At 69.1% G+C, this 22,766-nt stretch carries 17 protein-coding genes and 2 pseudogenes; 5 read left to right on the top strand and 14 right to left on the bottom strand.

The window, feature by feature from the left end; genetic code table 11:
• Positions 1-40: 40 nt before the first annotated feature.
• Positions 41-931, bottom strand: coding sequence for a helix-turn-helix domain-containing protein (locus tag A4E84_RS21600; RefSeq protein ID WP_062928171.1), 891 nt, complete (start codon positions 929-931; stop codon positions 41-43).
• Positions 928-1,725 (bottom strand): peptidoglycan-binding protein, encoded by a 798-nt coding sequence (locus A4E84_RS21595; RefSeq protein WP_062928170.1) that lies wholly within the window; start codon positions 1,723-1,725, stop codon positions 928-930. Before A4E84_RS21595 ends, A4E84_RS21600 begins: the two co-directional genes overlap by 4 nt.
• A gap of 325 nt (positions 1,726-2,050) precedes the next feature.
• Here A4E84_RS21595 and A4E84_RS21590 point away from each other — a divergent pair, with 325 nt between their 5' ends.
• Entirely contained in the window at positions 2,051-2,518 is a 468-nt protein-coding gene (locus A4E84_RS21590; protein WP_062928169.1) for a peptidoglycan-binding domain-containing protein, read from the top strand.
• Between the two features lie 231 nt (positions 2,519-2,749).
• Entirely contained in the window at positions 2,750-3,022 is a 273-nt protein-coding gene (locus A4E84_RS42975) for a hypothetical protein (protein ID WP_159029603.1), read from the top strand.
• 460 nt (positions 3,023-3,482) lie between these two features.
• Here the strand turns inward: A4E84_RS42975 and A4E84_RS21585 are convergent, their stop codons facing one another.
• The 4 genes from A4E84_RS21585 to A4E84_RS21570 all read right to left on the bottom strand — a co-directional run bounded on the left by A4E84_RS21585 (position 3,483) and on the right by A4E84_RS21570 (position 8,789).
• Positions 3,483-4,844 carry a lipase family protein gene (locus tag A4E84_RS21585; protein ID WP_062928168.1) on the bottom strand — a complete coding sequence of 454 codons (1,362 nt, stop codon included), beginning with the start codon at positions 4,842-4,844 and terminating at the stop codon, positions 3,483-3,485.
• Positions 4,845-5,197: 353 nt separating this feature from the next.
• The gene (locus A4E84_RS21580; protein WP_062928167.1) at positions 5,198-6,655 is read right to left on the bottom strand and encodes a serine hydrolase domain-containing protein; all 1,458 of its coding nucleotides are present in this window, start codon (positions 6,653-6,655) and stop codon (positions 5,198-5,200) included.
• Positions 6,656-6,807: 152 nt separating this feature from the next.
• The gene (locus A4E84_RS21575) at positions 6,808-8,313 is read right to left on the bottom strand and encodes a SulP family inorganic anion transporter (RefSeq protein WP_062928166.1); all 1,506 of its coding nucleotides are present in this window, start codon (positions 8,311-8,313) and stop codon (positions 6,808-6,810) included.
• Positions 8,314-8,327: 14 nt separating this feature from the next.
• Complete coding sequence (locus A4E84_RS21570) at positions 8,328-8,789, bottom strand: carbonic anhydrase (RefSeq protein WP_062928165.1); 462 nt, start codon at positions 8,787-8,789, stop codon at positions 8,328-8,330.
• A gap of 846 nt (positions 8,790-9,635) precedes the next feature.
• Between A4E84_RS21570 and A4E84_RS45795 the strand changes: the two genes are divergently transcribed.
• On the top strand, positions 9,636-9,851 hold the full coding sequence (locus tag A4E84_RS45795; RefSeq protein ID WP_062928164.1) for a hypothetical protein: 216 nt from the start codon (positions 9,636-9,638) through the stop codon (positions 9,849-9,851).
• 370 nt (positions 9,852-10,221) lie between these two features.
• On the opposite strand, the pseudogene A4E84_RS21560 reads toward A4E84_RS45795, so the two are convergent.
• The 6 genes and pseudogenes from A4E84_RS21560 to A4E84_RS21540 all read right to left on the bottom strand — a co-directional run.
• Positions 10,222-11,232 (bottom strand): annotated as a pseudogene (locus tag A4E84_RS21560) (TerC family protein); the annotation flags it as partial.
• A gap of 334 nt (positions 11,233-11,566) precedes the next feature.
• Positions 11,567-11,971: a DJ-1/PfpI family protein gene (locus tag A4E84_RS40980; protein ID WP_237304971.1), complete on the bottom strand. Its 405-nt coding sequence runs from the start codon at positions 11,969-11,971 to the stop codon at positions 11,567-11,569.
• A gap of 24 nt (positions 11,972-11,995) precedes the next feature.
• Positions 11,996-12,157 (bottom strand): hypothetical protein, encoded by a 162-nt coding sequence (locus tag A4E84_RS44650; protein ID WP_237304970.1) that lies wholly within the window; start codon positions 12,155-12,157, stop codon positions 11,996-11,998.
• Positions 12,158-12,289: 132 nt separating this feature from the next.
• Positions 12,290-13,069: pseudogene (locus A4E84_RS21550) on the bottom strand (ThuA domain-containing protein); the annotation flags it as partial.
• A gap of 342 nt (positions 13,070-13,411) precedes the next feature.
• Entirely contained in the window at positions 13,412-14,284 is an 873-nt protein-coding gene (locus A4E84_RS21545) for an SgcJ/EcaC family oxidoreductase (protein WP_062928162.1), read from the bottom strand.
• A gap of 5 nt (positions 14,285-14,289) precedes the next feature.
• Positions 14,290-14,880: a hypothetical protein gene (locus tag A4E84_RS21540; RefSeq protein ID WP_062928161.1), complete on the bottom strand. Its 591-nt coding sequence runs from the start codon at positions 14,878-14,880 to the stop codon at positions 14,290-14,292.
• 788 nt (positions 14,881-15,668) lie between these two features.
• On the opposite strand from A4E84_RS21540, the gene A4E84_RS21535 reads away from it, so the two are divergent.
• Positions 15,669-18,644 carry a GH59 galactosidase gene (locus A4E84_RS21535; protein ID WP_062928160.1) on the top strand — a complete coding sequence of 992 codons (2,976 nt, stop codon included), beginning with the start codon at positions 15,669-15,671 and terminating at the stop codon, positions 18,642-18,644.
• Positions 18,645-18,930: 286 nt separating this feature from the next.
• Here A4E84_RS21535 and A4E84_RS21530 read toward each other — a convergent pair whose 3' ends face one another.
• Positions 18,931-20,967: a flotillin family protein gene (locus tag A4E84_RS21530; RefSeq protein WP_062928159.1), complete on the bottom strand. Its 2,037-nt coding sequence runs from the start codon at positions 20,965-20,967 to the stop codon at positions 18,931-18,933.
• Positions 20,968-21,039: 72 nt separating this feature from the next.
• Entirely contained in the window at positions 21,040-21,456 is a 417-nt protein-coding gene (locus A4E84_RS21525) for a hypothetical protein (RefSeq protein ID WP_062928158.1), read from the bottom strand.
• Positions 21,457-21,704: 248 nt separating this feature from the next.
• Here A4E84_RS21525 and A4E84_RS21520 point away from each other — a divergent pair, with 248 nt between their 5' ends.
• Positions 21,705-22,763 carry a PucR family transcriptional regulator gene (locus A4E84_RS21520; protein WP_062928157.1) on the top strand — a complete coding sequence of 353 codons (1,059 nt, stop codon included), beginning with the start codon at positions 21,705-21,707 and terminating at the stop codon, positions 22,761-22,763.
• The last annotated feature ends 3 nt before the right edge of the window (positions 22,764-22,766 follow it).

Below are 22,766 nucleotides of genomic sequence, written 5' to 3'. Positions count from 1 at the left end.
TGTTCCCGACTTCGGCATCGACACGTCCGAGGGCCGGACGCTAATCGGGAGAGCCCGACGCCACCGGAGACGAGGGTGGCCGGGTCGTGGTGGCGGCCCCGCCCACGCGGGCCTCGAAGCACTCCCGTTCGCCGTCGGCGGACGCGGGCCGGAAGCAGGCCCGGACGGTGCTGCCGGGACGGACTTCGGCCATCCCGGTATAGACGAAGGCCGCCGCATCGTCCTTGGTCCTGATGCGCACGCCGTGGGTCGGTCCGCCCGCCGTGACGTCCAGCCGGTCGCCGACCTCGGTTCCCCAGGTCCGGGCCCAGCTCGCACCGCACTTCTTGCTGTGGCGCAGCTCGACGTGGGCGCCGGTGGCCGTGCGGTACGAGGCGAGGGTCTCGGGGCCGAGGCCGCAGATCAGGCGCATCGGGTCCCGGCCCTCGCAGGCGGCTCCGTGGCACTGAGGAGCGAGGGAGAACGGGACGGAGGCCGGCAGCGGTTCGTCCTCCTGAGCCTGTGAGTCCGGCAGCAGGAGGAACAGCAGCGCCGCGACACCACCGACGATCACTGTGTACGCCGACGCCAGCACCACCAGGAGCCTGCTCCCGCCAAGTCTCCGCCGCCAGGTCCCGGCGAGTGGTGGCGACTCCTGAGGGTGCGGCCGCGGCGACTCGTCCGTGGGAGGGGCGGGTGCGGGGGCCACTGCGCGTCCGCTCCAGTGCGACTCGGCGATCTCCCACAGGGCCAGCAGCCGCCCGTCCGGTTCGTTCGCGAGCCGGCACAGTTCCCGTACGGCCTGGCGAGGAGGCAGGCTCTTGCCGTTGAGGTAACGCTCCCACGAGGACTTGCTGTACGCCGTCCGCTCCGCCAGCGCCGCCAGGCTCAGCCCCGCACCGGCCCGCAGCTCCCGCAGCGCCGCGGCCAGCCGGGTGTGTTCCGCGGTCACTTCGCATCCGCCGACCGCAGGGCCTGCCAGGTGGGCGGGTCGATGACTCCGTTCACGATCAGCCCGTTCTGCTTCTGCATGCGCTCGACCGCTCGCCGCGTCTTCGGGCCGAAGACGCCGTCGATGTCGCCTGGCGCGGTGCCCGCCCGGTGCAGCAGGCACTGCGCCTCGGCCACTTCGAGCCCCACGTGGGTGTTGGACAGGAGGATGCTCGTGGTCCGGCTCAGGCCCGCGTACCAGCGGCCGTCACGCTGCTCCAGCCGACAGGTGTAGATGACCGGCACCAGCGATTCCGACACGGTGGCCGGGGCCGTCGTGACAGCATCGCCGCGGTCGCGCGCGAGTTGGGCGCGGGCCTCGGTGAGCCGCACGGCCAGCAGGAGCGCCACGGAGACGGACAGCACCGTGACCACGGCTCCCGCCGTGACCGCGGCGCGCAGGTGACGCCGGTACGGCTGCTGCTCCGTGGGGGGTTGTGCCGGTGTCTCGGAAGGGTTCTCTGGGGCGTCGGTGGTGAACCCCCGTCCCTCCGCCCAGCGTTGGGCGGCGATCTCGTGCATCACCAGCAGCCGGGCCGGATCGTCACCGCCGACGCGGGCCATCGCCTCGACGGCCTCCCGCGGCGGTAGCGACCTGCCGTTCAGATATCGCTGCCACGACTTCGCGCTGTACCCGGTTCTCGCGGCCAGTTGCCGCGTGCTCAGTTCGCTGCGGTCCTTGAGCCTGCGCAGCCGCACGATCAACTGGTGGACGTGTGGATGCAGTTCTGCGGGCAGTTCCTTCCATCGCGACACGCTTTCCCCCCACTCGCGTCAGGGACCACGGGCCCGGCCCTGTGTCCCGGGCTCATTCTGCATCAGCTGTCACCGGGATCACAGGGCGGGCACGCCGCCCTGGTGCTGCTCAGCCCTGACGCGGAATCAGCCGTTCCCTCTCGCCGCAGTCCCGCCGCAGGGACTCAGCGGGCAGCGTCTCAGCAGGTCAGCGCGCGGGACGTCCCGGGATGAGGTCACTTCTGCGTCAGCTGTGGCCGGACAACGCGCCGAACCCGCAGTCTCGTTGCCGGAGCCGGCCGGTGCGGTCGGCTCCGGCCAACGCACGTCAACGGAGGGAAACAGCATGCGAGCTCTCACCAAGGCACTCGTCAGTGTCACCACCGCGGTCGGGATCGCCGCCGGCGGCCTGGCGACCGCGGGAACGGCCATGGCGGCTCCCGCGCAGGTCAAGGAGCAGGCGGTGAGTGCCGAGGCCGTCGCGCCGCTCGCGGTGGTCAATCTCGGCCTGAGCGAAGCGCAGGCCAAGGACGTCCAGCGGGCGCTGAAGGCTCGCTGGAGGTACACCGGCGAGATCGACGGGCAGCTCGGCACCAACAGCTGGAAGGCGATGCAGCGCTTCCTCAAGGAGCACTACAGCTACACGGACAGCATCGACGGAATCGTCGGACCCAACACGGTGGAGGCGTTGCAGCGCTACCTCAAGAGGTTCTACGGCTACACCGGTCCGATCGACGGAGTCGCCGGATCCGGGACCAAGGCAGCGTTCAAGCGGGCGGCCGACGTCTGCCCCGGCGGCTGCTTGCTGACCTGACCGACAGCACGGACATGTCGCGGCCCGTCCTTCTTTGGGGGAGGACGGGCCGCGTGCGTCCCCTTCGGTCCACCCGGTGATCCGGACGAAACCGCCTGGCTGGTTCCGTCCTTCACAACAACACAGGGGCCCGGGCAGCAATCCTGCCGTCGTGATGACCCGTCAAGGGCCGCAGGCGGCACTCGGTGAACGACAAGCAGTCCAAGCCCTGGTCGGCCCGCCCGGCTCGGCGTGCCACAACAAAGAAGCGGAATACCGGGAATCACGTCTCTTCGCAGCCGACTCGCCCGCCGCGCGCAGGTCACGCTCGTAGGCGTCGCCGCCGGAGGTGTCGCGGCCGCAATCGCCGTCACACCGTCGCTCGCCGGCACCGACTCCTCGAAACCGGCGACGGTCGCCGCCCAGAAGGAGACCGGCTACGGGCCCGAGCCCGAGGCCGACAGCAAGCTCGTCACCCAGGACGGCTCGCCGTCGACCATGGCCACAGCCGCGCTCTCGTCTTGATCAGAGGTGCAGCAGGTGTGCCGCGTTGCGGTGTGCGATGCGTTTGCGGTCGGCGGGGGAGAACGGCGCCGAGTGGAGGAACTCGACTGCCTCTGCCGTTGATTCGTAGGGGTAGCCGACGGCGAACGGGTTTCCGCGGAGTCAGCTCACCGGTGTGCGGATCAGCACCGACACCAGCGGCAACATCCTGCAACTCCATGGCCTGGGCGTCATCAAGGCCGGTGACACCTGGTACGGCTCCGGCGAGGACAAGACGGGTGTGGACTCGTCCGACACGTCCTGCCGGGCCATCGCGTGCTACAGCTCGACCGACCTGGCGGACCGGACACGAAGCAGAGGCGGCCGATGGTGCCCTGCTCGAACAGGGCAGGCAGCAGCGTGTCTTGTCGGCGGTCGCGATGGCCGTCAGCGCCGGCTCGGCCGGCGGCCGCCGCGGTGGGCGGGCCGCCGGATGGCTCGATCAGCGCTGGAAGGGCATCGTCCAGCAGTTGGACACGGTCGGCTTGCCCTCCAGTCGGTCGGCGAGCCAGGAGATCGCCGCTCCCTGGTCGGTGAGGAGGGGGGCGAGGTGGTTGGTGAGGATCCTGTCGCCGAGGTTGGGCAGGTCGACGGCCTCGTAGGTGACGTTGCCGCCCTTGCGGCACCAGTCCACGGCCAGCTGGCGGGCCTGGGCGTGCGGAACGATGTCGTCATGGATGCCGGTGGCCACGCGGACCGGACCGGTCGGCTTGAGCGTTCCGATGCGCTGTTCGTCGAGGACGGCCTGGGCGCGGGGTTCGGCGGCGATGACGTCGGCGACGGACTTGCCGCTGGTCGTCCATGCCGTGCTCCGGGTGAAGCCGTAGCGGACGACGGACTCGCCGACGCACATGGTCGACGTGTCGGCGAGGGCCTTGCGTCCGGCGTCGTTGAGGTTCGCCTCGGTGACACTGCGCAGGTCGGGGTAGGTCTGGGAGAAGCCGTTGATCGCCCAGCCCAGGGCGCTGACCAGGGCGCTTCCGTCGATCCCCTTCATGACCGCGGTCAGGTTGGCGGGCGGCGCGCCCGCATAGGTGCCGGCCAGTTGGACGTCGGGCGCGTAGGTGGGCTGAAGTTCGGCCGCCGAGGCGGTGGCGCCGCCGCCCTCGCTGTAGCCGTACAGGCCGACGCGGGAGCCGGAGGTGAGGGACGTGCCGGGGAGATCGCGCGCCGCGCGGACGGCGTCCAGCACCGCGTGCGCCTCGTCCAGGCGGTTGACGTAGGTGTGCAGACGGTCGGTGGCGCCCAGGCCGACGTAGTCGGTGACGACGACGGCCGCTCCGGTGGCGAGAAGACGGTAGATCGCCAGGTTGTCGTAGGCGATGGACAGGGTCTCTTCGCTGACGGTGAGCGGGTGTTGCAGGGCGAACGACGGCGCGCACTGGTCGCCCTGGCCCATGGTCCCCGAGACCACCGCCACCAGGGGGCGGGGCCCGTCGCCCTTCCACTGCGCCGACGGCTCGATGTAGGCGCCGGTCACCGCGACGGGCTTTCCGCTCGAGTCGGTGGACTTGTACATCAGGCGGGTGGCCGTGCCCGGCAGGGGGCGGCCGTCGAGGCCGGGGAGTGAGACACCCAGGGGGAGGGGTTCTTGTCGGATCAAGGTGCCGTTTGCGGCGGGCAGTTGGGCGGGCGGGGTGTAGAAGGCCGGGATGGTGACTCCCCGGGACACGACGGGTTCGGTGTCGGTCCCGGTGGCGGCGTCGACCGGGACCGCACTGACACAGACGCAGGCCACGGCGGCGATCGCGGCGGCGGTCAGGCGGTTGAACGTGGAACGCGGACGGCTTCTGTAGCGGCTCACAGTGCACTCCTCGCGCTGCTTCGATGCAGGGTGCGGGAAAACTAGCACTGGTAGTTAAAGTCGGTAGCGCCTTGCTAAGTTACGCTACGGTAACGATTTCCCTGAGTGGGTCCTGGGCGCCCTCGGCCTGGCTCGGCGGACGGCCTCGGCCTCGCCCGTGCCCGGGGAGTCGACGTCGATGACAGCGAGAGGCCGGCACACGTACCGCATCCGCCATCGGGCACATCGCGGCGGCATGCCAGTGCGGGAGCTCGAGCGCACGCATCGCGTGACCTGGCGAACGCTCGAAGTCGTCGTGTTCGTCCGCGCCGGAGCCGAGGACGAAACGCGGGCTCCGCGCGGCGTAGCGGGTGTTACGCGGTCTTAGGACCGCAGCGCATACCGATGTACACGCAGCCCGTGCCGTCCTCCAGTGTGGAGAAGATGACGGGCATGTAGTCCTCGCTGAATGCCGCGCCCACCCCTGTGCCGGCGAAGACCGTCCCGGTCACCGGCACCAGATCGATCTCCAAGGGCTCGGAGAAATCCTTCATGCCGTCGACGAACTCGTACACCGCGTGGCCGGCGCCGTTTCGTTCCGTCACGGTAATGACCACGCCCTCTCGCCGGTACGTGCCGACGAGCGGCGCGAAGTCGACCACGGGCGGCTGGGCCGGCGGGGCGAAGGGCTCCGGCATCCTCACCCCGGCCAGATCGGCGAGGAGTTCCCGGCAGAGCGCCGCGTACAGTTCTCGCGCACCACCGCCGTTGGTGAGCAGTACGACCGCGAGGCCTGCCGACGGCACGACGCGCAGGTAGCCGTACTGCCCGATGGAGGCGCCGTCGTGGCCGTAGCCCTGGACGCCGTCCCAGTCGTACAGAGTCCAGCCCAGTCCCCAGCCGTCCGCGCTGACCGTCCACTTGTCGGGGGAGCGGACGACGCGTCGCTGCATGAGCGCGACGGTCTCCTCGGACAGTACGCGTGCGCCGTTCTGCGCCACGCCGCCGTTGAGGTGCATCCCCGCGAGTCGCGCGACGTCTCCGGCCGTGGCGATGACTCTGCCGTACGGGCCCGCCGAGCGCGGCATCAGGTCCCAGGACGGCGCCGGGTCCGGATCTTGTCCCGCGTCGCCCAGGTGCCCCATCGCCGCACGGAAGCGCAGTGCCTCCTCGGGCAGCGTCATGGTGTGTGAGAGACCGAGCGGTGTGAGGAGTTGGTCCTTCAGGGCTTCGTCCCAGACCTTGCCGGTCACCACCTCGATGATCCGGCCGAGGACGTTGTACCCGACGCTGCTGTAGGAGATCGCGGCGCCGGGCGGGCAGTCGAGCGCCACGTTCCTCGCGGCCTCGACGTACTTGGCGAGGCAGTCGTCGCCCCGCCCGCTGTCGTAGGTGAAATCGCAGGTGAGGCCGCTGGTGTGGCTGAGCAGTCGGCGCGTGGTGATCGCCCTGGTCGCGTCGGGATCGGCGACAGAGAACTCCGGCAGCACGTCGACCACCGGCGCGTCCAGGTCCAGTTCACCTGATGCGGCGAGCTGCATGATCAGGGTGGCCGTGTAGATCTTGGCGATCGAGCCCAACTGGAAGACCGAGTCGGTCGTCGCCTCCACGCCCGTGCCGCGGTGCAGCACACCACTGGCAAGCTCGTGGACGGTCCCGTCGACGAGAATCGCCAGCGAGGCGGCCGGGACGTGATGCTCAGCGCGCAACGTGTCGAGGCGGGCCTGCCAGTGGGCGAGGTCCAGCTTTCGGCCCGCCGAATTTCGGCTTCCCCACGCGCCGTTGGCGTTCCAGCTGCCCTGCTCGTCCCAGCTCATGGCGTTCTTCGACATGTCGTCCCCCACTCGATGCGTACACTGTCCCCGCGATGCGCACACTGTACGCACCGGGAGACAGCGTACGCAAGGCGCGTACGGCGTGCGCGAGAGTTCGGAGAGGGGCGTGGCAGCGCAGCGCACGGCCAGCGTGTGCACCGCCCGGCTGCTCAGCGGTGCCAGGTGTTCGCCGTGGCATTCTCGGCGGATGCGACCTTCACCGGCTCGGTGATCTTCACCGGTTCCGTGCCGATCGCGCTGTGTCGCTCGGCCCAGGACTCCAGGGCCGTACGGCAGGCGTGGTCGAGGTGGTGCAGGCCGGACAGGTCCAGCTCGACCGGGCGGTCCTGCGGCAGCGCCTCCAGACTGTCAAGAATCTTCGGCAGTCGAAGAAAGGTGGCGTTACCCGACAAGTAGACCTGGATCGGACCGGTGCCCTTGTCTATGGCCTCCAGCTTGACGTGCGAAGCCTCCCAAGCGGTCTTGCCGACCGCCAGCGCCAAACCGATGAGTACGCCTTCGAACATGTTCACGGCGACGATCGACACGGCCGTGACCACGAGGATGAGTGCCTCGCCCTTGTGGCTGCGCCACAGCGCCGCGACCTGGCGGAACGGAATCAGCTTCCAGCCCGCGTGCACCAGGATGCCGGCGAGGGCGGGAAGCGGAATCAGGGCCAGGGCCCACGGCATCGCGGCGGCGAACAGCAGCAGCCACACGCCGTGCAGCACACGCGACGCCTTGGTCTTCGCCCCCGCGGCGACGTTGGCGGAGCTGCGCACGATCACCGCGGTCATCGGCAGCGCGCCGAGGACACCGCAGACGGTGTTGCCCGCGCCCTGGGCGATCATCTCCTTGTTGTACTCGGTGCGTGGACCGTCGTGCAGCCGGTCCACGGCCGCCGCGCTGAACAGGCTCTCCGCCGAGGCGATCAGCGCGAACGCGATGATCGTGCCCCAGACGGCCGGGCCGGCCAGCTCGCCGAAGGCTTCGGCTCCGGGCGGCTGGATGACGCCGAGCAGACCATCCACCTGGACGGTCGCGACCGGCAGGCTGAGGGCCAGCGTGGCGAGCGTGGCCAGGACCACCGCCGCCAGGGCACCCGGCACGGACTGCACGGCCTTCGGCAGCTTCTTCCACGCAACGATGACGGCGATGGTGCCCGCGCCGATCGCGAGAGAGATCAGAGCCTCGGTGCTGCCCAGGGCGTCGGCGAACGCCCCCGGCAGCCCCACGATTTTGCCGATACCGCTCTCCGGGGCCTTCAGACCCGCCGCCGCGTAGATCTGCCCGGCGATGATCACCAGACCGATGCCGCAGAGCATGCCCTCGACGACGGCGACGGAAATCGCCCGGAACCAGCGTCCGATCTTCAGAATGCCCATGGCGAGCTGGAGGAGCCCGGCGAACAGCACGATCACGCCGAGCGTGCCCACGCCGAACTCGCTGACGGCCTCGAAGACGATCACAGTCATGCCCGCGGCGGGCCCGGACACCTGGAGGCTGCTGCCGGGCATGAGACCGGTGACGAGACCGCCCACGATGCCGGTGATCAGGCCGAGTTCGGCCGGGACACCGGAGGCGACCGCGATACCGACACACAGAGGTACGGCGACGAGGAAGACGACGACGGAGGCAAGGAAGTCCTGCCGCCGGTAGGGGTACTTGGACAGCATGGTCACCAACTCCCTCACAGCATCTCGAAGGTGCCGGACTCTGCGTCGTGCTCCCGGACGATGCCGGTGCCGGCCTCGCGGTACCAGCCGTGCAACTGGAGTTCACCCGCTTCCAGGCGCTTCTCGATGCACGGGTAGACACGCAGCCGCTCCATCTGCGTGAGCACGTGGTTCTGCCCGGCCTCGGCGACCGTCGGATCCGTGATGTCGGAGCACGTGGGCTCGTCCGCGGCGTGCACGAGCCAGGCGCCCACGGCCGGTACCGCGGCCAGGTCGTCTCGCCGCACCACCGCGCCCACGGCCGCCGTACGCAGAGCGAAATGCTCGCCGGGCAGAGCACGCGTGATCAGAGCTGGTACGACCCGGGAATCGGAGCAGGTGATGAACAGGGCCTGGGGGGACTGACCCTCGGCGAGGCGAGTGAACTCCTCGGGGCGCTGTCCGGATAAGCGGGCGTTGTCGATGAGCGGCTGCATGGTGGGGTGACCTCCTGGCGCGCCGTGGGGTACGCGTCGGACTTACCGGGCACGGGGGGTGTGGGTGCTCTACGGCTCAGCAGCGGAAGACCTGCAGAACGGCCGGCGAGTGGGCTGCCGTCCATCTCGACGTGCCGTGGTCCGCGAGGCGGGGCGTGTTCGGCTTGGTCGCGGTCGACGTGCACGCCTTCATCAGCGGGCATCCGGCGCTTCGCGGACACAGCCGACGGTGCGGTACCGGTCGCCGGTGCGCAGGAAAGCGGGCTTTGGCCTTGATATGACGGGCTGTGCGCGCGGATAGGAAAGGCGCCGTGGATTCGAAGCACTGGAGAGCGACCAGAACCGAAGTAAGAGCCAAACCACGGTCCGGACCTTCACACCTCGGAACATGAACCCCCTCAAGGCAGCCCAATGCCTCTTGTGTATGCCAATGATCGGTCAAAGGCCGGTCAAGAACACGTTAACTGGATAAAGACGTTCGCGGGGTCAACTGAGCGTTTGCACACCAAGAGAGCCTGAAAACAGAAGTGGACTGGCCCGAAGCTGTCACTGTCCCGAAGAAGGGGCGGGCACGTTTATGCCCTCCTGGGACAGCGTTCGGCGGAATCGTCGGCCCGGTTCGTGTGCTGTGGCCACGCGACCTTCACACCCTCCTCCCTTCAGCGGTCTGTTCACCGCCCGTGCAGGCCCTTCACGGGCTCCGGGTGTTGGAGTGTGCGATGGGCATGGGGGAGCTGATGGTCAGCGAGCCGGTGGTCAGCGAGCTGGTGACCAACGCATACAAGTACGCACCCGGCCCGTGCCTGCTGGACTGGAGGTCAGCGACGGCGCCGTGGAGATCAGCGTGTGGGACACCGACCCGACGCTGCCGTCGTCCTGTCCTGCCGGGCCGGGCCGGGCCGGGCCGGGTCGGGTCGGGTCGGGTCGGGCGGCATGGTGGAGGTCGCGATGGCGGCGTGCCTCAGTTTCGAGGTGCGGCGCGAGCCGGTGGGCAAGCGCGTCAAGGCCGCGATCGTGTTGGCCGACGATCCCGGCGGGGATCCGGCGGGCCTCCTGTTGTGACGGGCAGGGGTGACCCCGCCGGTCAGGCAAGGAGCCCATCGCTGCGCTGCCGGTTTCGTCACCGGGTCGCAGAGCGCTTGCGATGGGGGTCCAGCCGGTAGTCGGGACAGTCGCGGTTCTGACATGCGCCCGGGCCCCACACGGGAACGAATACGCCGAGGCTCTTGTGGCGATGGACTGCGGTCGGCACGGATTTCTTGCACGTCGGGCACACGTACGCTTCGGGCTTGCGCTTCATTTTGACCATATTTTTACGATATGCCCGTATTGGCGTGTCGGGAAGTGCCCTGCTACTGCGCCAACCCGAGCGCGAGCCGGCTCCCCCCTCCCCGCCCGGTGAACCGGCCGAAGGCTCAGGGGCATCCGTCACGGGCGGTGCGCTGGGCGCCTCGGGCTTCTCGGTGGCCGCGGAGGCGTCTCGTTCGTCGGTGGGTTCCAGATGGTCTGTGAGGGCCGGCCTCTTGAGGCTGAGCACCACGGAACCTGTCAGGACGACGACGATGACCGCGAGGCTGATCGGTGAGGGGATCTCCGGGATGCTGGGGCTGATCAGCTTGTGGGATGCCTGGAGGATGAGCTTGACCCCGATGAAGGCGAGGATGATCGCCAGTCCCTTGTTCAGGTAGTGGAAGCGGTCGAGCAGGCCGGCGAGCATGAAGTAGAGGGCCCGCAGGCCGAGGATGGCGAAGGCGTTGCTGGTGTACACGATGAAGGCGTCATCGCTGACCGCGAGGACGGCGGGCACGCTGTCGACGGCGAAGATCAGGTCGGCGGCCTCGATCGCGGCGACCACCGCGAGCAACGGGGTCGCCATCCGTATGCCGGCTTCCTTGACGAAGAACTTGGCCCCGGCGTACTCGTCCCGCACCGGGATGAGCTTGCGGAGCATCCGTACGGCGAAGCTCTTGCCCGGGTCGAAGCTCTCCTGCTCGTCCTTGAGGAGCTTGTAGGTGCTGTAGAAGAGGACCGCGGCGAAGGCGAACAGCACCGCGGTGAAGCGGCTGACCACGGCCACGCCCAGGGAGAGGAAGATCCCGCGGAAGACGAGCGCGCCGATGACGCCGAAGAACAGCACGCGGTGCTGGTAGGCGCGGGGCACCTTGAAGTACGCGAAGATCACGGCGAAGACGAACAGGTTGTCGACCGACAGGCTCTTCTCCAGCAGCCACGCGGTCGTGTACTCGGTGCCCGCAGTGGTGCCGAGGACGAGGAAGACGACCGCGCCGAAGATCAGGGCGAGGCTCACCCACAGGCCGCTCCAGGCGGCGGCCTCCTTGAAGCCGATGACGTGCGCGGTGCGGTGGGACAGCAGGTCCACCGCCAGCGACACGACCACCGTCGCGGCGAACGCCCCCCACAGCCAGAGCGGAACCTCAAGCACGCCGAACACCCTCACTATGGCCCGCGCGAATACGCCGGCCCTATACAGGAGTGTCCGGTATTGCGCCCCCAGGGGCATGCGGAGCGGGTGAGGCCGGCCGGACCCGGTGTGATCCGGACCGCGCCACACCCGGGGGCATGCGGAGCGGGTGAGGCCGGCCGGACTCCGTGTGATCGGGACCGCGCCACCAGGACGGACGCGTTTGCGGCCGTAGCGCACGCGCGCCATCACACCGCAGTTTGGAGTCCTCCGCCGGATCAGCCCCGCCCCGAGATCGCCGGCAGTACCCGACCCCCCTGTGGCTGCAGGAAACGCGCCGGCAGGGCGTCCAGGCTCACCATGCCGGTGAGCCGGCCATAGCCGGCACGGACCACGGCCAGCGAGGACCGGCTGCGTCGGCGAGCAGTCGCAGCGCCAGCTGCTGGAGTTCCGGACTCGCCTTCTCGGTGCTGCCGGTGTCGAACGGGGGATCGGGGTCGTAATCGACGGCGAGCTGCATCCCCTGGGCCACGTCGTCGCCCGCCGACCGCGCGGCGATGTGCAGCCCCATGTCGATGCCGGCCGAGACCCCGGCACCCGTCATGATCTTCCCGGCTTCGGCGAAGCGTCCCGGCGTAGAGACGGCGCGGACTTCTGCGAGATAGGAACGGGAGGCCCAGTAGGTGGTGGCCGGCAGACCACGCAGCAGACCGGCTGCGCCGAGGATCAACGACCCCGTGCACACGGAAGTGGTCCCCACCGACCGCCGGTGGATGTGACGTATTCAGTCGAGGACGACCCGATTCGCCATCGTGGTCGTGGTCCCTCGCTCGCCTCCGCCGGGCACCAGCAGCACCTCCGCCCGCGTCACGCTGTCAAGGGAACGCTCCGCCACCAGCCCCAGCTCGCGGGTGTCGGTACGGATGCGCCCCGCCCTCTCGGCCACGGTCGTCACGGTCACTCTGGGGACCCGGCGCCACGCGGTTCGCCAAGCCGCAGCGTCGCGACGCCCGGCAGGCCGAGAGCACGCACCGAACGCCGCTCCCTCTTCCACGGGGACTCCAAAACACGGCCTCTAGCCGTTCTCCGGCCGGCAGTCCGCCTCGACGGCGCCGGCGGCCCACTGGATTCCGCCCAACAGGTGCTGGCGGACGGCGGGTTCGGCGAAGGACTCCTTGCTGTGGCCGACGCCGGTGTAGAAGGAGCGGCCGCCCTGGTAGTTCTGGCACCAGGCGATCGGATGGTCGCCGTTCATGGTGCCGCCCCAGTACGAGGACTCGTCGAGGGAGGCCAGGACGCGGACCCGTTCCCGTGGATTGGAGCGGAAGTTGTACCACTCGTCGGTGCGCTTCCAGGTGGTGGGCAGGTTGGCGGTCGCCGGGTGGGCGCGGTCCTCGACGTGCACCGTGGCACGCATCGGCCACCACGGATGCGACTCGAAGTAGGCACCGACGAGCCCGCCGTAGAACGCCCAGTCGTACTCGGTGTCGGCGGCCGCGTGGATGCCGACGTAGCCCCCGCCGCTGCGGATGTAGCCCTCGAAGGCCGTCTCCTGGGCGGCGTTCAGGACGTCACCGGTCGTGGACAGGAACACGACCGCGTCGTAGCGCCCGAGGTTGTCGGCCGTGAAGGCTCCGGCGTCCTCCGTCACGTCGACCGAGAAGCCGCCCGTCTCGCCGAGCTGTTTCACCGCCGCGATGCCGGCGGAGACCGAGCCGTGGCGGAAGCCGGCCGTCTTGGAGAACACCAGCACCCGTGTGCCGTCCTGCTTCGCCTGTGACACGGCCGGTCCCGAGAAGCAGCCCAGGAGCAGGGCCGCTCCGACGACTGATGTTGTCAGTCGGTTGATCGATCGCATGCTGTGTATGTCCCTCTCATCCGGTGGTGAATGTGAAGTCGAGCGGCGACCTCTGCTCGCTCCGAGCTGCGCAACGGTGATCACGCCCATGCGGGCCAGACGGTGAGGTTCTCCAGCTGCGCGGGCCCCCGGCGGGAAACCTGGCCGGTGTCCGATGCCCGGGAACACGACGCCCTCGCCCCGGCCCGGCTCCGCCGCTGCCGGCCGGGGGGCAGCGGCGGGCCGCCTGGCATGGTTACCGTGGGCACGCGTCCGGCAGCCAGGGTTCGAGTGCGGTGCCGACCGCGCGGACGGCCGTTTCGCTGTCGAGTCGCGCGGCCCTGCGGAGCGTCTGGTCGGGGTTCAGGCCCCGGTGGAGTCGGACGGCGGGCGCGGGCCGCCGAAGCCGTGTTCCGAGAGGTCGAACCAGTTGCCCTCCGGATCCATGGCCCGGTACTCGGCGAAGGGGCGATTGGTGAACCGTTCCGCCGGTTTCGGAGTGCCGGCCGCCACAAGAGCCTCGGTGGTGGCTGCCGTGTCCTCGATGTGGAACCCGAAGTGGTTGAAGCCGACCGGCGTCTCACCGTCGAGCTGATGCTTGATCAGGGCGAGGGAGAGATAGCCGTCGGAGAGGAAACAACTGCCGTCCGGATCGCGGTGGAAGAGTTCCATCGCGAAGACCGAGGAGTAGAACTCGGCCAGCTTCTCCGGGTCGCGGGCCACGATGGCCAGGTGGCGGAGCCTCGGCCGTGCGGCGGTGGGTTCGTCCACGGTGGAATCCTTCGAGTCGGGGTCCTGCCGCGCCGGGCGGGGCGCGGGGATCATGTTGTGGAAGGCACTGATCAACCAGCGGCCCTCCGCTGTCCGTTCCACGACGGCCAACGCGTGCGTGGCGGTCAGCGGCTGCCCGTCCGGGGCGGTGATGGTCGACTCGGCCTCCACCGTGGCGAGGTCGGGGCGGAGGAATCGGACGGCCACGACGCGTGTGTCGAGGACAGTTCCCGCGTACGGCCCGTGGAAGAGGGCGTCGTGCCCGGCCGCGATGCCGGTCCGGCCGGGTGGCTTGTCGCCTCGTACGGTCGTGAAGTCGCAGTCCTCCGCGAAGCTCGCGGCGAAGAGCGCGGCGTCACCTGCCGCCCAGGCGCGGGCCATCTCGGCCCACAGGGCGCGGATCGTCCGGGCGTCATCCTGGGTTCCGTCCTGGGCTGGTGCGTTCGTTCCTTCGGGCTGCTGCATTGTTTTCACGCCTTCATCAGTGAACTCGTACGGATACGCAGGTCGACCTCGGGGCACTCGGCGCCCTCGGAACCCTCGGCGGGATGCTGGGGAGGCGGGGCCCAGGCGCCCAGGGCGTGGTAGAACTCGCCGTCCCGTCGCTCCAGGTAGCAGATGATGTTGAGGGGCCAGCCGGTCCGGCCGAAGAGATGACGGTCCATGGGAGTCGGGCGCTCGCTGAGCGTCTCTCCCCGTTCCGACGGCGGGCCCAGACGGTGCCAGTCCGGGTGCATGTGGATGGAGCCGAGCAGGTCCATCCCCAGGGCCTCGGCCTCTCGGGACGCCCGGAGGAGGTCGTGGGAGTCCATCCACCAGCCGCGGTGCTCGTTTTCGTAGGCCGGTCCGAACTTCGGCACGATGGTCTCGCGGAACTCCCGTAGAGCCGCCGGATCACTGGTGCGGGCATTACGGCCGAAGGCGACACGCCGCACGTGGTAGGTAGTCGCCTCCGCGTTGCCGAGCAGGAGCGCGAAACAGGGTAACGGAGCTTCGGGAGTGATGAGTTGGTACTCAGCGGCAGCCACGGCGATGAAGTCCGCGAGTGCCTCGTCGTCCATCAGGACGGTGGGAGGAGGGATGGTACGACCGGTTGCTGAACAACCGGCCGAGCCGCATCGAGCGTCCGGCGCACCGGACCCGGATGCGTTCGTCACTGCGGACATGGGTGGTCTCCGTCGAAATGGGGGGTGGGGAGGCCGTTGGAGCGGAGCGTCCGCAGACGTTAGTTGAGAGTTCACGCTCACAGGTCGACTGCCGTGAACTGTGGGGTTTTCCCTACGGCTTGATAGGAACTTGCGGCCGGACGGTTCGCGACGTCGAGGGGGATGAGCATCCAACGCGCGACGAGGTGCCGTGTGCGGCGGGCGATTCACATCGACCTTGCTCGCGTCGCCTTGGCACTGCCGCTTGACTGGCGTCGCACCTCCGCTTGACTGGCGTCGATTCTCGTCATCCCTCCGGCAGGAACCCAGGGCACCGGCCTGATCACCCCGCACCGCCGCGCACGTGGAGAGGCTGAAATCCGCGGCCTGGTCGGCTCCCGTCCGTGGTGACGAAGCGCGAGGAGCACCGAGTCCCTGTCCGGCTGGACCCTGTAGTCCTCGCGCGATTCAGGCGTCTTCGTCCCACTCCCCTGTGTGCGGCAGTGTCCCGCGACGGCCACCTCGGCATCCAAGCCTTTTCCAGCCGGTGAGGGCGCGCAGCGGGTCTCAACTGGCATGACCTGCACAGGGATTGACGTAGAAATCGCTTACCACCTACGGTCCTTCCGGAATCGCGGACACCTTTCGCAATCTCGAACGTCTGGGCGTCGGTACGCCCCACGAGAACAAGGAGTCGAAGCGGAATGGGCCCACAGCGAAGACTCGGCTGGATGTCGCTCGCGGCGGCAACCACCATGGCACTCGCGGCCGGAGTGATCACCGCCCCCGCCGCCCACACCGCGGACGATCCCGTGGAGGTCGTGGTCAACGGGGACGACGTTCGCGCCGACAACGTGAACGGTCTGACCTACAAGGGCCTCGGCGTGCTCAGCTGCAACAGCACGAGCAACCTGCTGATGGACTACAAGGCGGAGCACCCCGGCCGGTACTGGGAGCTCATCCGCGTGCTGTTCGGGGGGAAGAACCCCCTGATCAACCATGTCAAGGTCGAGATGGGTTCGGACACGAACACGTCGACCGGTTCCGACCCGGCGACCATGCGCACCGCGGACGAACTCGCCGACGCGTCGCGCTCCCCGGGCTTCCAGCTGGCAGCGGACGCCAAGACGGTCAACCCGAAGCTCAAGGTCTCGATTCTCCGCTGGGTCATGCCCCGATGGGTCCAGAACGAATGGAACAAGGGCACCGGCTCCGACGAGATGTACAAGTGGTACAAGGAGACGATTCTCGACGCGTACGAGAAATACGGGTACATGGTCGACTACGTGAACCCGGACACGAACGAGACGCATAATCCGGACGAGGCCTTCATCAAGTGGTACAAGAAGGCGATTATGGCCGACACGGACTTCGCTGATCCCCGCTACGGCATCCCGGCGAAAAAGCGGGCGAAGGCAGAGAAGGCCTACCGCAGCATAAAGATCATCGCCGCCGACGAGAACACCACCCACCATTTCGGGCCGTCGATGCTCAGCGACGCGGAACTCTTCGGCATGGTCGACGCGGTCGGCTACCACTACAACACCGATGACCGGCGCGACGGGCCCGTCGGCAGCGACACCCATCTGCCGTACACCAGGCTGGCGACCGGTGAGAACAAGTACAACGAGGACAAGGAGGTCTGGTACAGCGAGGGAGTCGGCTCCTTCGGCTACACCGACTACCGCGTCAACAACACCGAGGGCCCGAACGGAACGAGCACCGGTATCGGCGGCGTCCAGAGCGCCCTCGATCTCGCGAACCGCTCCGTCAAGAGCTACGCCAACTCGAAGCGGACGCACTACATCTTCCAGCCGGCGATCGGCTCCTTCTACGAAGGCGCGCAGTACAGCCACAAGGAACTCGTCAGCGCCCGTGACCCGTGGTCGGGTCACCTCCATTACGACGCGGCCATCTACGTGATGCAGCACTTCACCCAGTTCGCGAAGACCGGCTGGGAGAACGACACGAACACGGCGGGCATCTGGCGCACCGTGCCGGAGGCCAGTTACAGCGGGGTGAGCGGCACCGAGAACGTCGACGGCTCGAACGGGGCACCGAGTTACATGACGCTCGCCGACCCCCGTAAGAAGGACTTCTCCACGATCGTCGTCAACGACAGCGACCAGCCCAAGACCTACCGGATCAAAGCCGAGAACATGCGACTCGGTTCCGACCCGACCATGGAGATCTGGGAAACCCGCGGACCGGACGCGGGCGAGCCCTACGACGCGAACCTCAAGCGCCTCGTCGACGAGATCCGGCCCGGCGGCGCCGGGTACTACACCTACACGGTCGAGCCGAGGTCGATCGTGACCTTGACGACGCTCGACAAGAGCCGCGACAAGGCGACGAAGCAACGCCTGCCCGAGTCCCGGGACCGCACGGTGCTGGACACCGACGCGACCGGCAAGAAGCACAACACCCGCGACAAGGTCCTGTACGCCGACGACTTCGGGTACGAGGAGGAGGGCAGGGTCCAGGTCGGCACCGGCGACGGCGCGCACAAGACGTCCCAGCCCTACCTGAGGTCCCGCGGCAACCAGCCGCGCTACATGGTCGACCAGACCGGCGCCTGGGAGGTCGCTGAGGACGCGAGCGGCGACAACGTCCTGTACCAGTACATGGACCAGTCCATGAAGGACACCGGCGCCTGGAACCGCCACACCCCGAACACGACGGTCGGCGACTTCCGCTGGGAGAACTACCGGGCCACGGTCGACGTCTCGTTCCCGGACCCGGCCGGCGGACTCGCCTCCCTGGGCGTCCGTCAGCAGAAGGGCATGGCGATCAGCGACGCCGCCTACAACGTGCGCATCGCACCGACCGGCGCCTGGACGTTCTACGAATACGGCAGGGCCGTCGAGTCGGGAACGGTCGCGGCCTCCGACGGCTATCGCCTCGCCATCGAGGCGAAGGGCGCGACGATCACGACGTACATCGACGGCAAGGCCGTCTCCACGTACCAGGACCCGACTCCGCAGACCGAAGGCCGCGTCAAGCTCGGATCCGACTTCCACAGGACGGCGTTCGACAACCTGAAGGTCGAGAAGATCGACGGGTACACGCCCTACGCCCGCGCACAGCTCGACAACATGGACAGCTCGGTCACCTACGGCGGCACGTGGAGCCGGAAGGCCTCCCTCGGCGACGCGATGGACTGGTACCGGTCGACGTCGACCGGCACGACCGCCGGTTCGTCGTTCACCGTCCCGTTCACCGGCACGGGCATCGACGTCATCGGCGGCAACGACGGCACCGCCGTCCTCGACGTCTACGTCGACGGAAAGCCGATCGCACGGGACGCGAAGACGGCCGCGACCGACAAGCGCCTCGCGACGTACGCGCTGCGCGGTCTGCCCGACGGCGCGCACACGGCGAGGTTCGTCCTCAAGTCCGGAAAGATCGTTCTCGACGCGTTCCACGCCATCTCCGGGGACGTGGACGGCACTGTGGACACAGCGCCGATCCGGGACGCCCTGGAGAAGATCGGACGTCCGGCGCAGGCGGACTACACGGCCGACTCCTGGGCCCTGTTCGCCTCCGCGTCCTCGGCGGCGAAGGCTGCCGCGGCGGGGCGGCAGAAGGGCCTTGACGCCATCGGCGTCGAGCAGATCACGGACCGGCTCGAAGAGGCTCACGACCGGCTGGTACGGAAGGACGGCTCCGCCACCCGGTAGATGCCCTGCCCTGGGTCTGCGTGCCCCGCGTGTCCGCGGTAAATGATCAAGAGGTCGGACGGAGGCGACCCGGGGCAGATCTACGCTGCGTCGGCCGGTCAGAGTGCGTGCTCGACCGGGTCCGCGAGTGACGTGCCGGAGGACGCGCCTGGCACAGGTCCGGCAGGAATACCAGCGCGGTCACAGCGGCCACCAGGGCCGGTGCCGTGATGCCTCTCAGGAAGTCGGTCAAGGCCGGTCCGGAGCCGCCGTCCCCTGTGCGGCGGCTCCGGACGCAAGGGGCGGGTCAGGCGTGGACGGCGCTGCCGTTCAGGGTGGTGAGCGGCTTGTCCGCCAGGCCCAGCTCGCCGGCCCGGTCGAGCAGTTGCTGGAGCTGCCCCGAGTCGGCCCCGCCGGTCTTCATCAGCTTCATCAGCAGGGCCGAGACGGTCAGGTTCTGCACGTCGGCCGTGGAGAGCGAGCCGAGGATGCGGCCCAGGTCGTCGGTGAAGCTGGAGGTGCCGTCCAGCCAGGGCCGGGCCATGGCCTGTGCGGTCTCACAGTGCTGGACGAAGCCGTCGACGCCCTTGCCGAGCGCGATGGAGGACATCAGCCGGTCGAAGAAGACGGACTCGCCGCCGACGATGCTGATGTCGGCGCTTTCCAGACCGGTGGCGAGCACGGTCGCCTGCGCCTCGGCGACCTGCCGCTGCACGTCGAGTCCGGCGAGGCGGATCTCCTTGTCCGCCTGCACGCGCAGCCGGTATTCCTCGTGTCCCCGCGAGGCGTCGTCGAGGGCGGCCATGGCGGCGGCCTTCTGGGTCAGTCCCTCGGCCTCGGCCTTGAGCTTCTCGCCGATGGCCGCGGCGTCCGCGAGTGCCTGGGCCTGCGCGCCTTCCGCCTCGGCCCGCAGCCGGGCCTCGGTGGCGGCGGCCTCCGCGCGGCCGGCCTTCTCGGTGACGTCGGCTTCCTTGTCACGGACCTGGACGGCGGCGAGCCCTTCGGCGGCGGCCTCGGCCTGGATGCCCTCGGCGAGGCGGAGCTTGGCCTGCGCGTCGAGGTCGGCCGTCTTCAACCGGGCCTCGGCCAGCGTCAGTTCCTCGGCCGCACGGTGTGTGGCGGCCTGCTCGGCGGCCTCGGCGGCCTTGATGTCCTTGACCAGCTTCTCCTGCGCCTCGGCCTCGGCGGCGATGATCACGGCCTGCCGGTGGCGCTCCGCCTCCTCCACGGCCCGCAGCTTCTTGATGGACTCCTCCTGCTCGGCGACCGTCCGGTCCACGGCGACACGCTCGCGGATGACCTCGGCGATGTCCCGCTTCTCCGCCTCGACCTCCTTCTCGGCGGCGATCCGGGTCAGCTGCGTCTCCCTCTCCCTGCCGATGACTTCGAGGAGCCGGTCCTTCTCGATGCGCTCGCTCTCGATGGCGATGACCCGCTCGCGGTTCTTCGCGGCGACGGCGATCTCGCGGGCCTGGTTCTCGCGCTGCACGCCGAGTTTCTCCTCGGTGGCCAGGAAGGCGCCCTGTGCCCGCAGCCGCTCCTCCTCCACCACCCGCGCCGTCTCGGCCTCCTCCCGGGCCCGAACGGTCGCGATCTCACGCTTCTGCTTGATCTCCGCATCCGCCTGCCGGCGCTCCAGCTCCAGAATCGCCTCGCGGGCGTCGACGTTCTGCCGGGTGATCTCCTTCTCCTCGTGGCGCTGGAACTCGTTGGTACGCACGTGCTCCACGGCCGTCAACTCGGTGATCTTGCGGATGCCCTGGGCGTCGAGGACGTTGGCCGGGTCGAGCTGGGCGACCGGGGTCTGCTCCAGGTAGTCGATCGCCGCGTCCTCCAGGTGGTAGCCGTTGAGGTCGACGCCGATGACCTCGATGATCCGGTACCGCAGCTCCTCACGCTTGGTGTACAGGTCGGTGAAGTCCAGCTGCTTGCCGACGGTCTTCAGCGCCTCGGAGAACTTCGCGTGGAACAGCTCCTGCAGCGTGTCCCGGTCGCTCGCGCGGGCGGTGCCGACGGCCTGCGCGACCTTGATGACGTCCTCGACGGTCTTGTTGACCCTCACGAAGAACGTGATCCGGATGTCGGCACGGATGTTGTCCTGGCAGATCAGCCCGTCCTTGCCGGTCCGGGTGATCTCGATGGCCTTCACCGAGATGTCCATCACCTCGGCCTTGTGCAGCACCGGCAGCACGACCTGCCCGGTGAAGGTCACGTCGACCTTCCGCAGCTTGGAGACGATCAGCGCCCTGCCCTGCTCCACCTTGCGAAACAGCCGGGAGACGAGCAGTACGGCGAACAGGGTGACGGCGACGAACACACCGGCGCCCAGGAGGATGACAGTCATGACGAACGTCCTTGAGGCGTGAAGGAATCGAAGCGTGAGAGGACCGGCGGCAAGGACCGGCGGCGGCACTGCTCAGGCGGCGCGGTCCACCTGGTCCCGCGCCCGGCCGCGGTCGGGCGGGCCGGGTTCGTCGGGGAAGAGCCGATGCAGGGGACGTACGAACAGGCAGGTCAGTCGCCATGCGGCGGGCAGAGCCGCCAGGGGCAGGGCCATGCGCAGCAGCCCGGTCGCGGAACACGGCGGCGCGCACACGGCCAGCAGGAGGACGCCCCCGACACTCAGCAACCAGGCCACGGCCGTCAGCGTGGAGACGGCCACCGCCACCGGGACGCCGCCCATGCCCCAGGCACGGAGGTTCGCGTCCGCGTCGAAACTGCCGACCGAGGTGAAACCAGCGGCGACCAGGAGCCAGAAGCACAGCACCACGACGAGGGCGGTGGTCAGCAGGATCGTGGGCGGGCCGGTGACGACCGAAAGCAACATCCACATGCCCAACCCCCGTCTCTTCCGCACTGCCCGTCAACCGCACTCGGCGGCGCTCCACTCGCTCAGGCTCCCGGTGCCGGACACCTCTGCCGGTGTCCGGCACCAAAATCCCCCGTAGTGCCCCCCGCACCCCATCCTGCATCGTCGGCGCACGCCCGCGCATTGCCGGTTCCCGGCAACATTGTCTAGGGTCTGCATGCCGGTCAGCTGCTAAGAAGCCGTCAGCGGCGCATCAAGAACTCGGGGGAAGCATGGCGGAGTTGGAGATTCCAGAGCAGTATCTGGCGGGCTATGCCCGGATGCTGGCCGAGGTCGCTGCCACCGGCCGGCGTCTCACCCGGAAGGAACTCGCCTCACGTCGGGCGCTCGGAGAACAGGCAGCTGACGCCGGCCACGGACTGCGGGCCCTGGTCAGCGCCCATCTGACCGCCGCCCGCTCGGCCTGGCCTCCCGGCCCCACATCGGCCGACACCGTCCTGGCCGCCGTGCAGCAGGCGACGGACGCCTTCGCCGAGGGCTTCGAGCGCGCGCAGCGCCAGGCCGTACGGCAGGAGGAGGCCGCCCGCCGCGAGTTCATCGACGACCTCCTCTACGGCCGCAGCGACCTCGGACGCCTCTCCGAACGTGCCGAACGCTTCGGCCTGCGTCTCTCGCACGCCCACGCCGTCGCCGTCGCCGAGGGCCCGACCGCCTACGAGGAGGGCGACCCCGTCCCCCGCCAGGTGGAACGCGCCCTCATCTCACGCTTCGGCGACCGCAGCATCCTGCTCACCACCAAGGACGGCCGGCTGCTGTGCATCGCTCCCGGCTCCCAGGACGAGGTCCTCGCCCACTTCGCGAAGCAGGCCCATGCCGCCACCGACGGCGGCCGCGTCGCCATCGGCCGGCCCCAGCCCGGCCCCGGCGGTGTCGTGCACTCCTACGAGGAGGCGCTGGGCGTCCTGGAACTCGCCGAGCGCCTGGAACTGGAGGACCCGGTCCTGCGGGCGGCCGACCTGCTCGTCTACCCGGTCCTCACCCGCGACCGGCAGGCCATGGCCGAACTCGTCGTCAACACCCTCGGCCCGCTCACCACGGCCCGCGGCGGCGCCCAGCCCCTCCTGGACACCCTCACCGCCTACTTCGACTCCGGGTGCATTGCCGCCGAGGCGGCCCGTCGCCTCACTCTCAGCGTGCGGGCCCTGACCTACCGGCTGGAGCGCATCCACAAACTCACCGGTGCCAACCCGGCCGATCCGGCCCACCGTTACATGCTGCAGACCGCGGTGATCGGCGCAAGGCTGCTGGACTGGCCCACCCAGGGCCTGTGACGC

The sequence above is a fragment of the Streptomyces qaidamensis genome (assembly GCF_001611795.1).
In the GTDB taxonomy this organism is placed as follows: Bacteria; Actinomycetota; Actinomycetes; order Streptomycetales; family Streptomycetaceae; genus Streptomyces; species Streptomyces qaidamensis.
This window is presented reverse-complemented; position numbering and strand designations above follow the sequence as displayed.

Coding starts and splice junctions, on each gene's coding strand:
- A4E84_RS21570 (WP_062928165.1), bottom strand. CDS start 8,789: ATGCAGCCGCTCATCGACAACGCCCGCTTATCCGGACAGCGCCCCGAG.
- A4E84_RS21575 (WP_062928166.1), bottom strand. CDS start 8,313: ATGCTGTCCAAGTACCCCTACCGGCGGCAGGACTTCCTTGCCTCCGTC.
- A4E84_RS21525 (WP_062928158.1), bottom strand. CDS start 21,456: ATGTGGATGTTGCTTTCGGTCGTCACCGGCCCGCCCACGATCCTGCTG.
- A4E84_RS21530 (WP_062928159.1), bottom strand. CDS start 20,967: ATGACTGTCATCCTCCTGGGCGCCGGTGTGTTCGTCGCCGTCACCCTG.
- A4E84_RS21580 (WP_062928167.1), bottom strand. CDS start 6,655: ATGTCGAAGAACGCCATGAGCTGGGACGAGCAGGGCAGCTGGAACGCC.
- A4E84_RS21540 (WP_062928161.1), bottom strand. CDS start 14,880: ATGGACGACGAGGCACTCGCGGACTTCATCGCCGTGGCTGCCGCTGAG.
- A4E84_RS21535 (WP_062928160.1), top strand. CDS start 15,669: ATGGGCCCACAGCGAAGACTCGGCTGGATGTCGCTCGCGGCGGCAACC.
- A4E84_RS21520 (WP_062928157.1), top strand. CDS start 21,705: ATGGCGGAGTTGGAGATTCCAGAGCAGTATCTGGCGGGCTATGCCCGG.
- A4E84_RS21545 (WP_062928162.1), bottom strand. CDS start 14,284: ATGCAGCAGCCCGAAGGAACGAACGCACCAGCCCAGGACGGAACCCAG.
- A4E84_RS21590 (WP_062928169.1), top strand. CDS start 2,051: ATGCGAGCTCTCACCAAGGCACTCGTCAGTGTCACCACCGCGGTCGGG.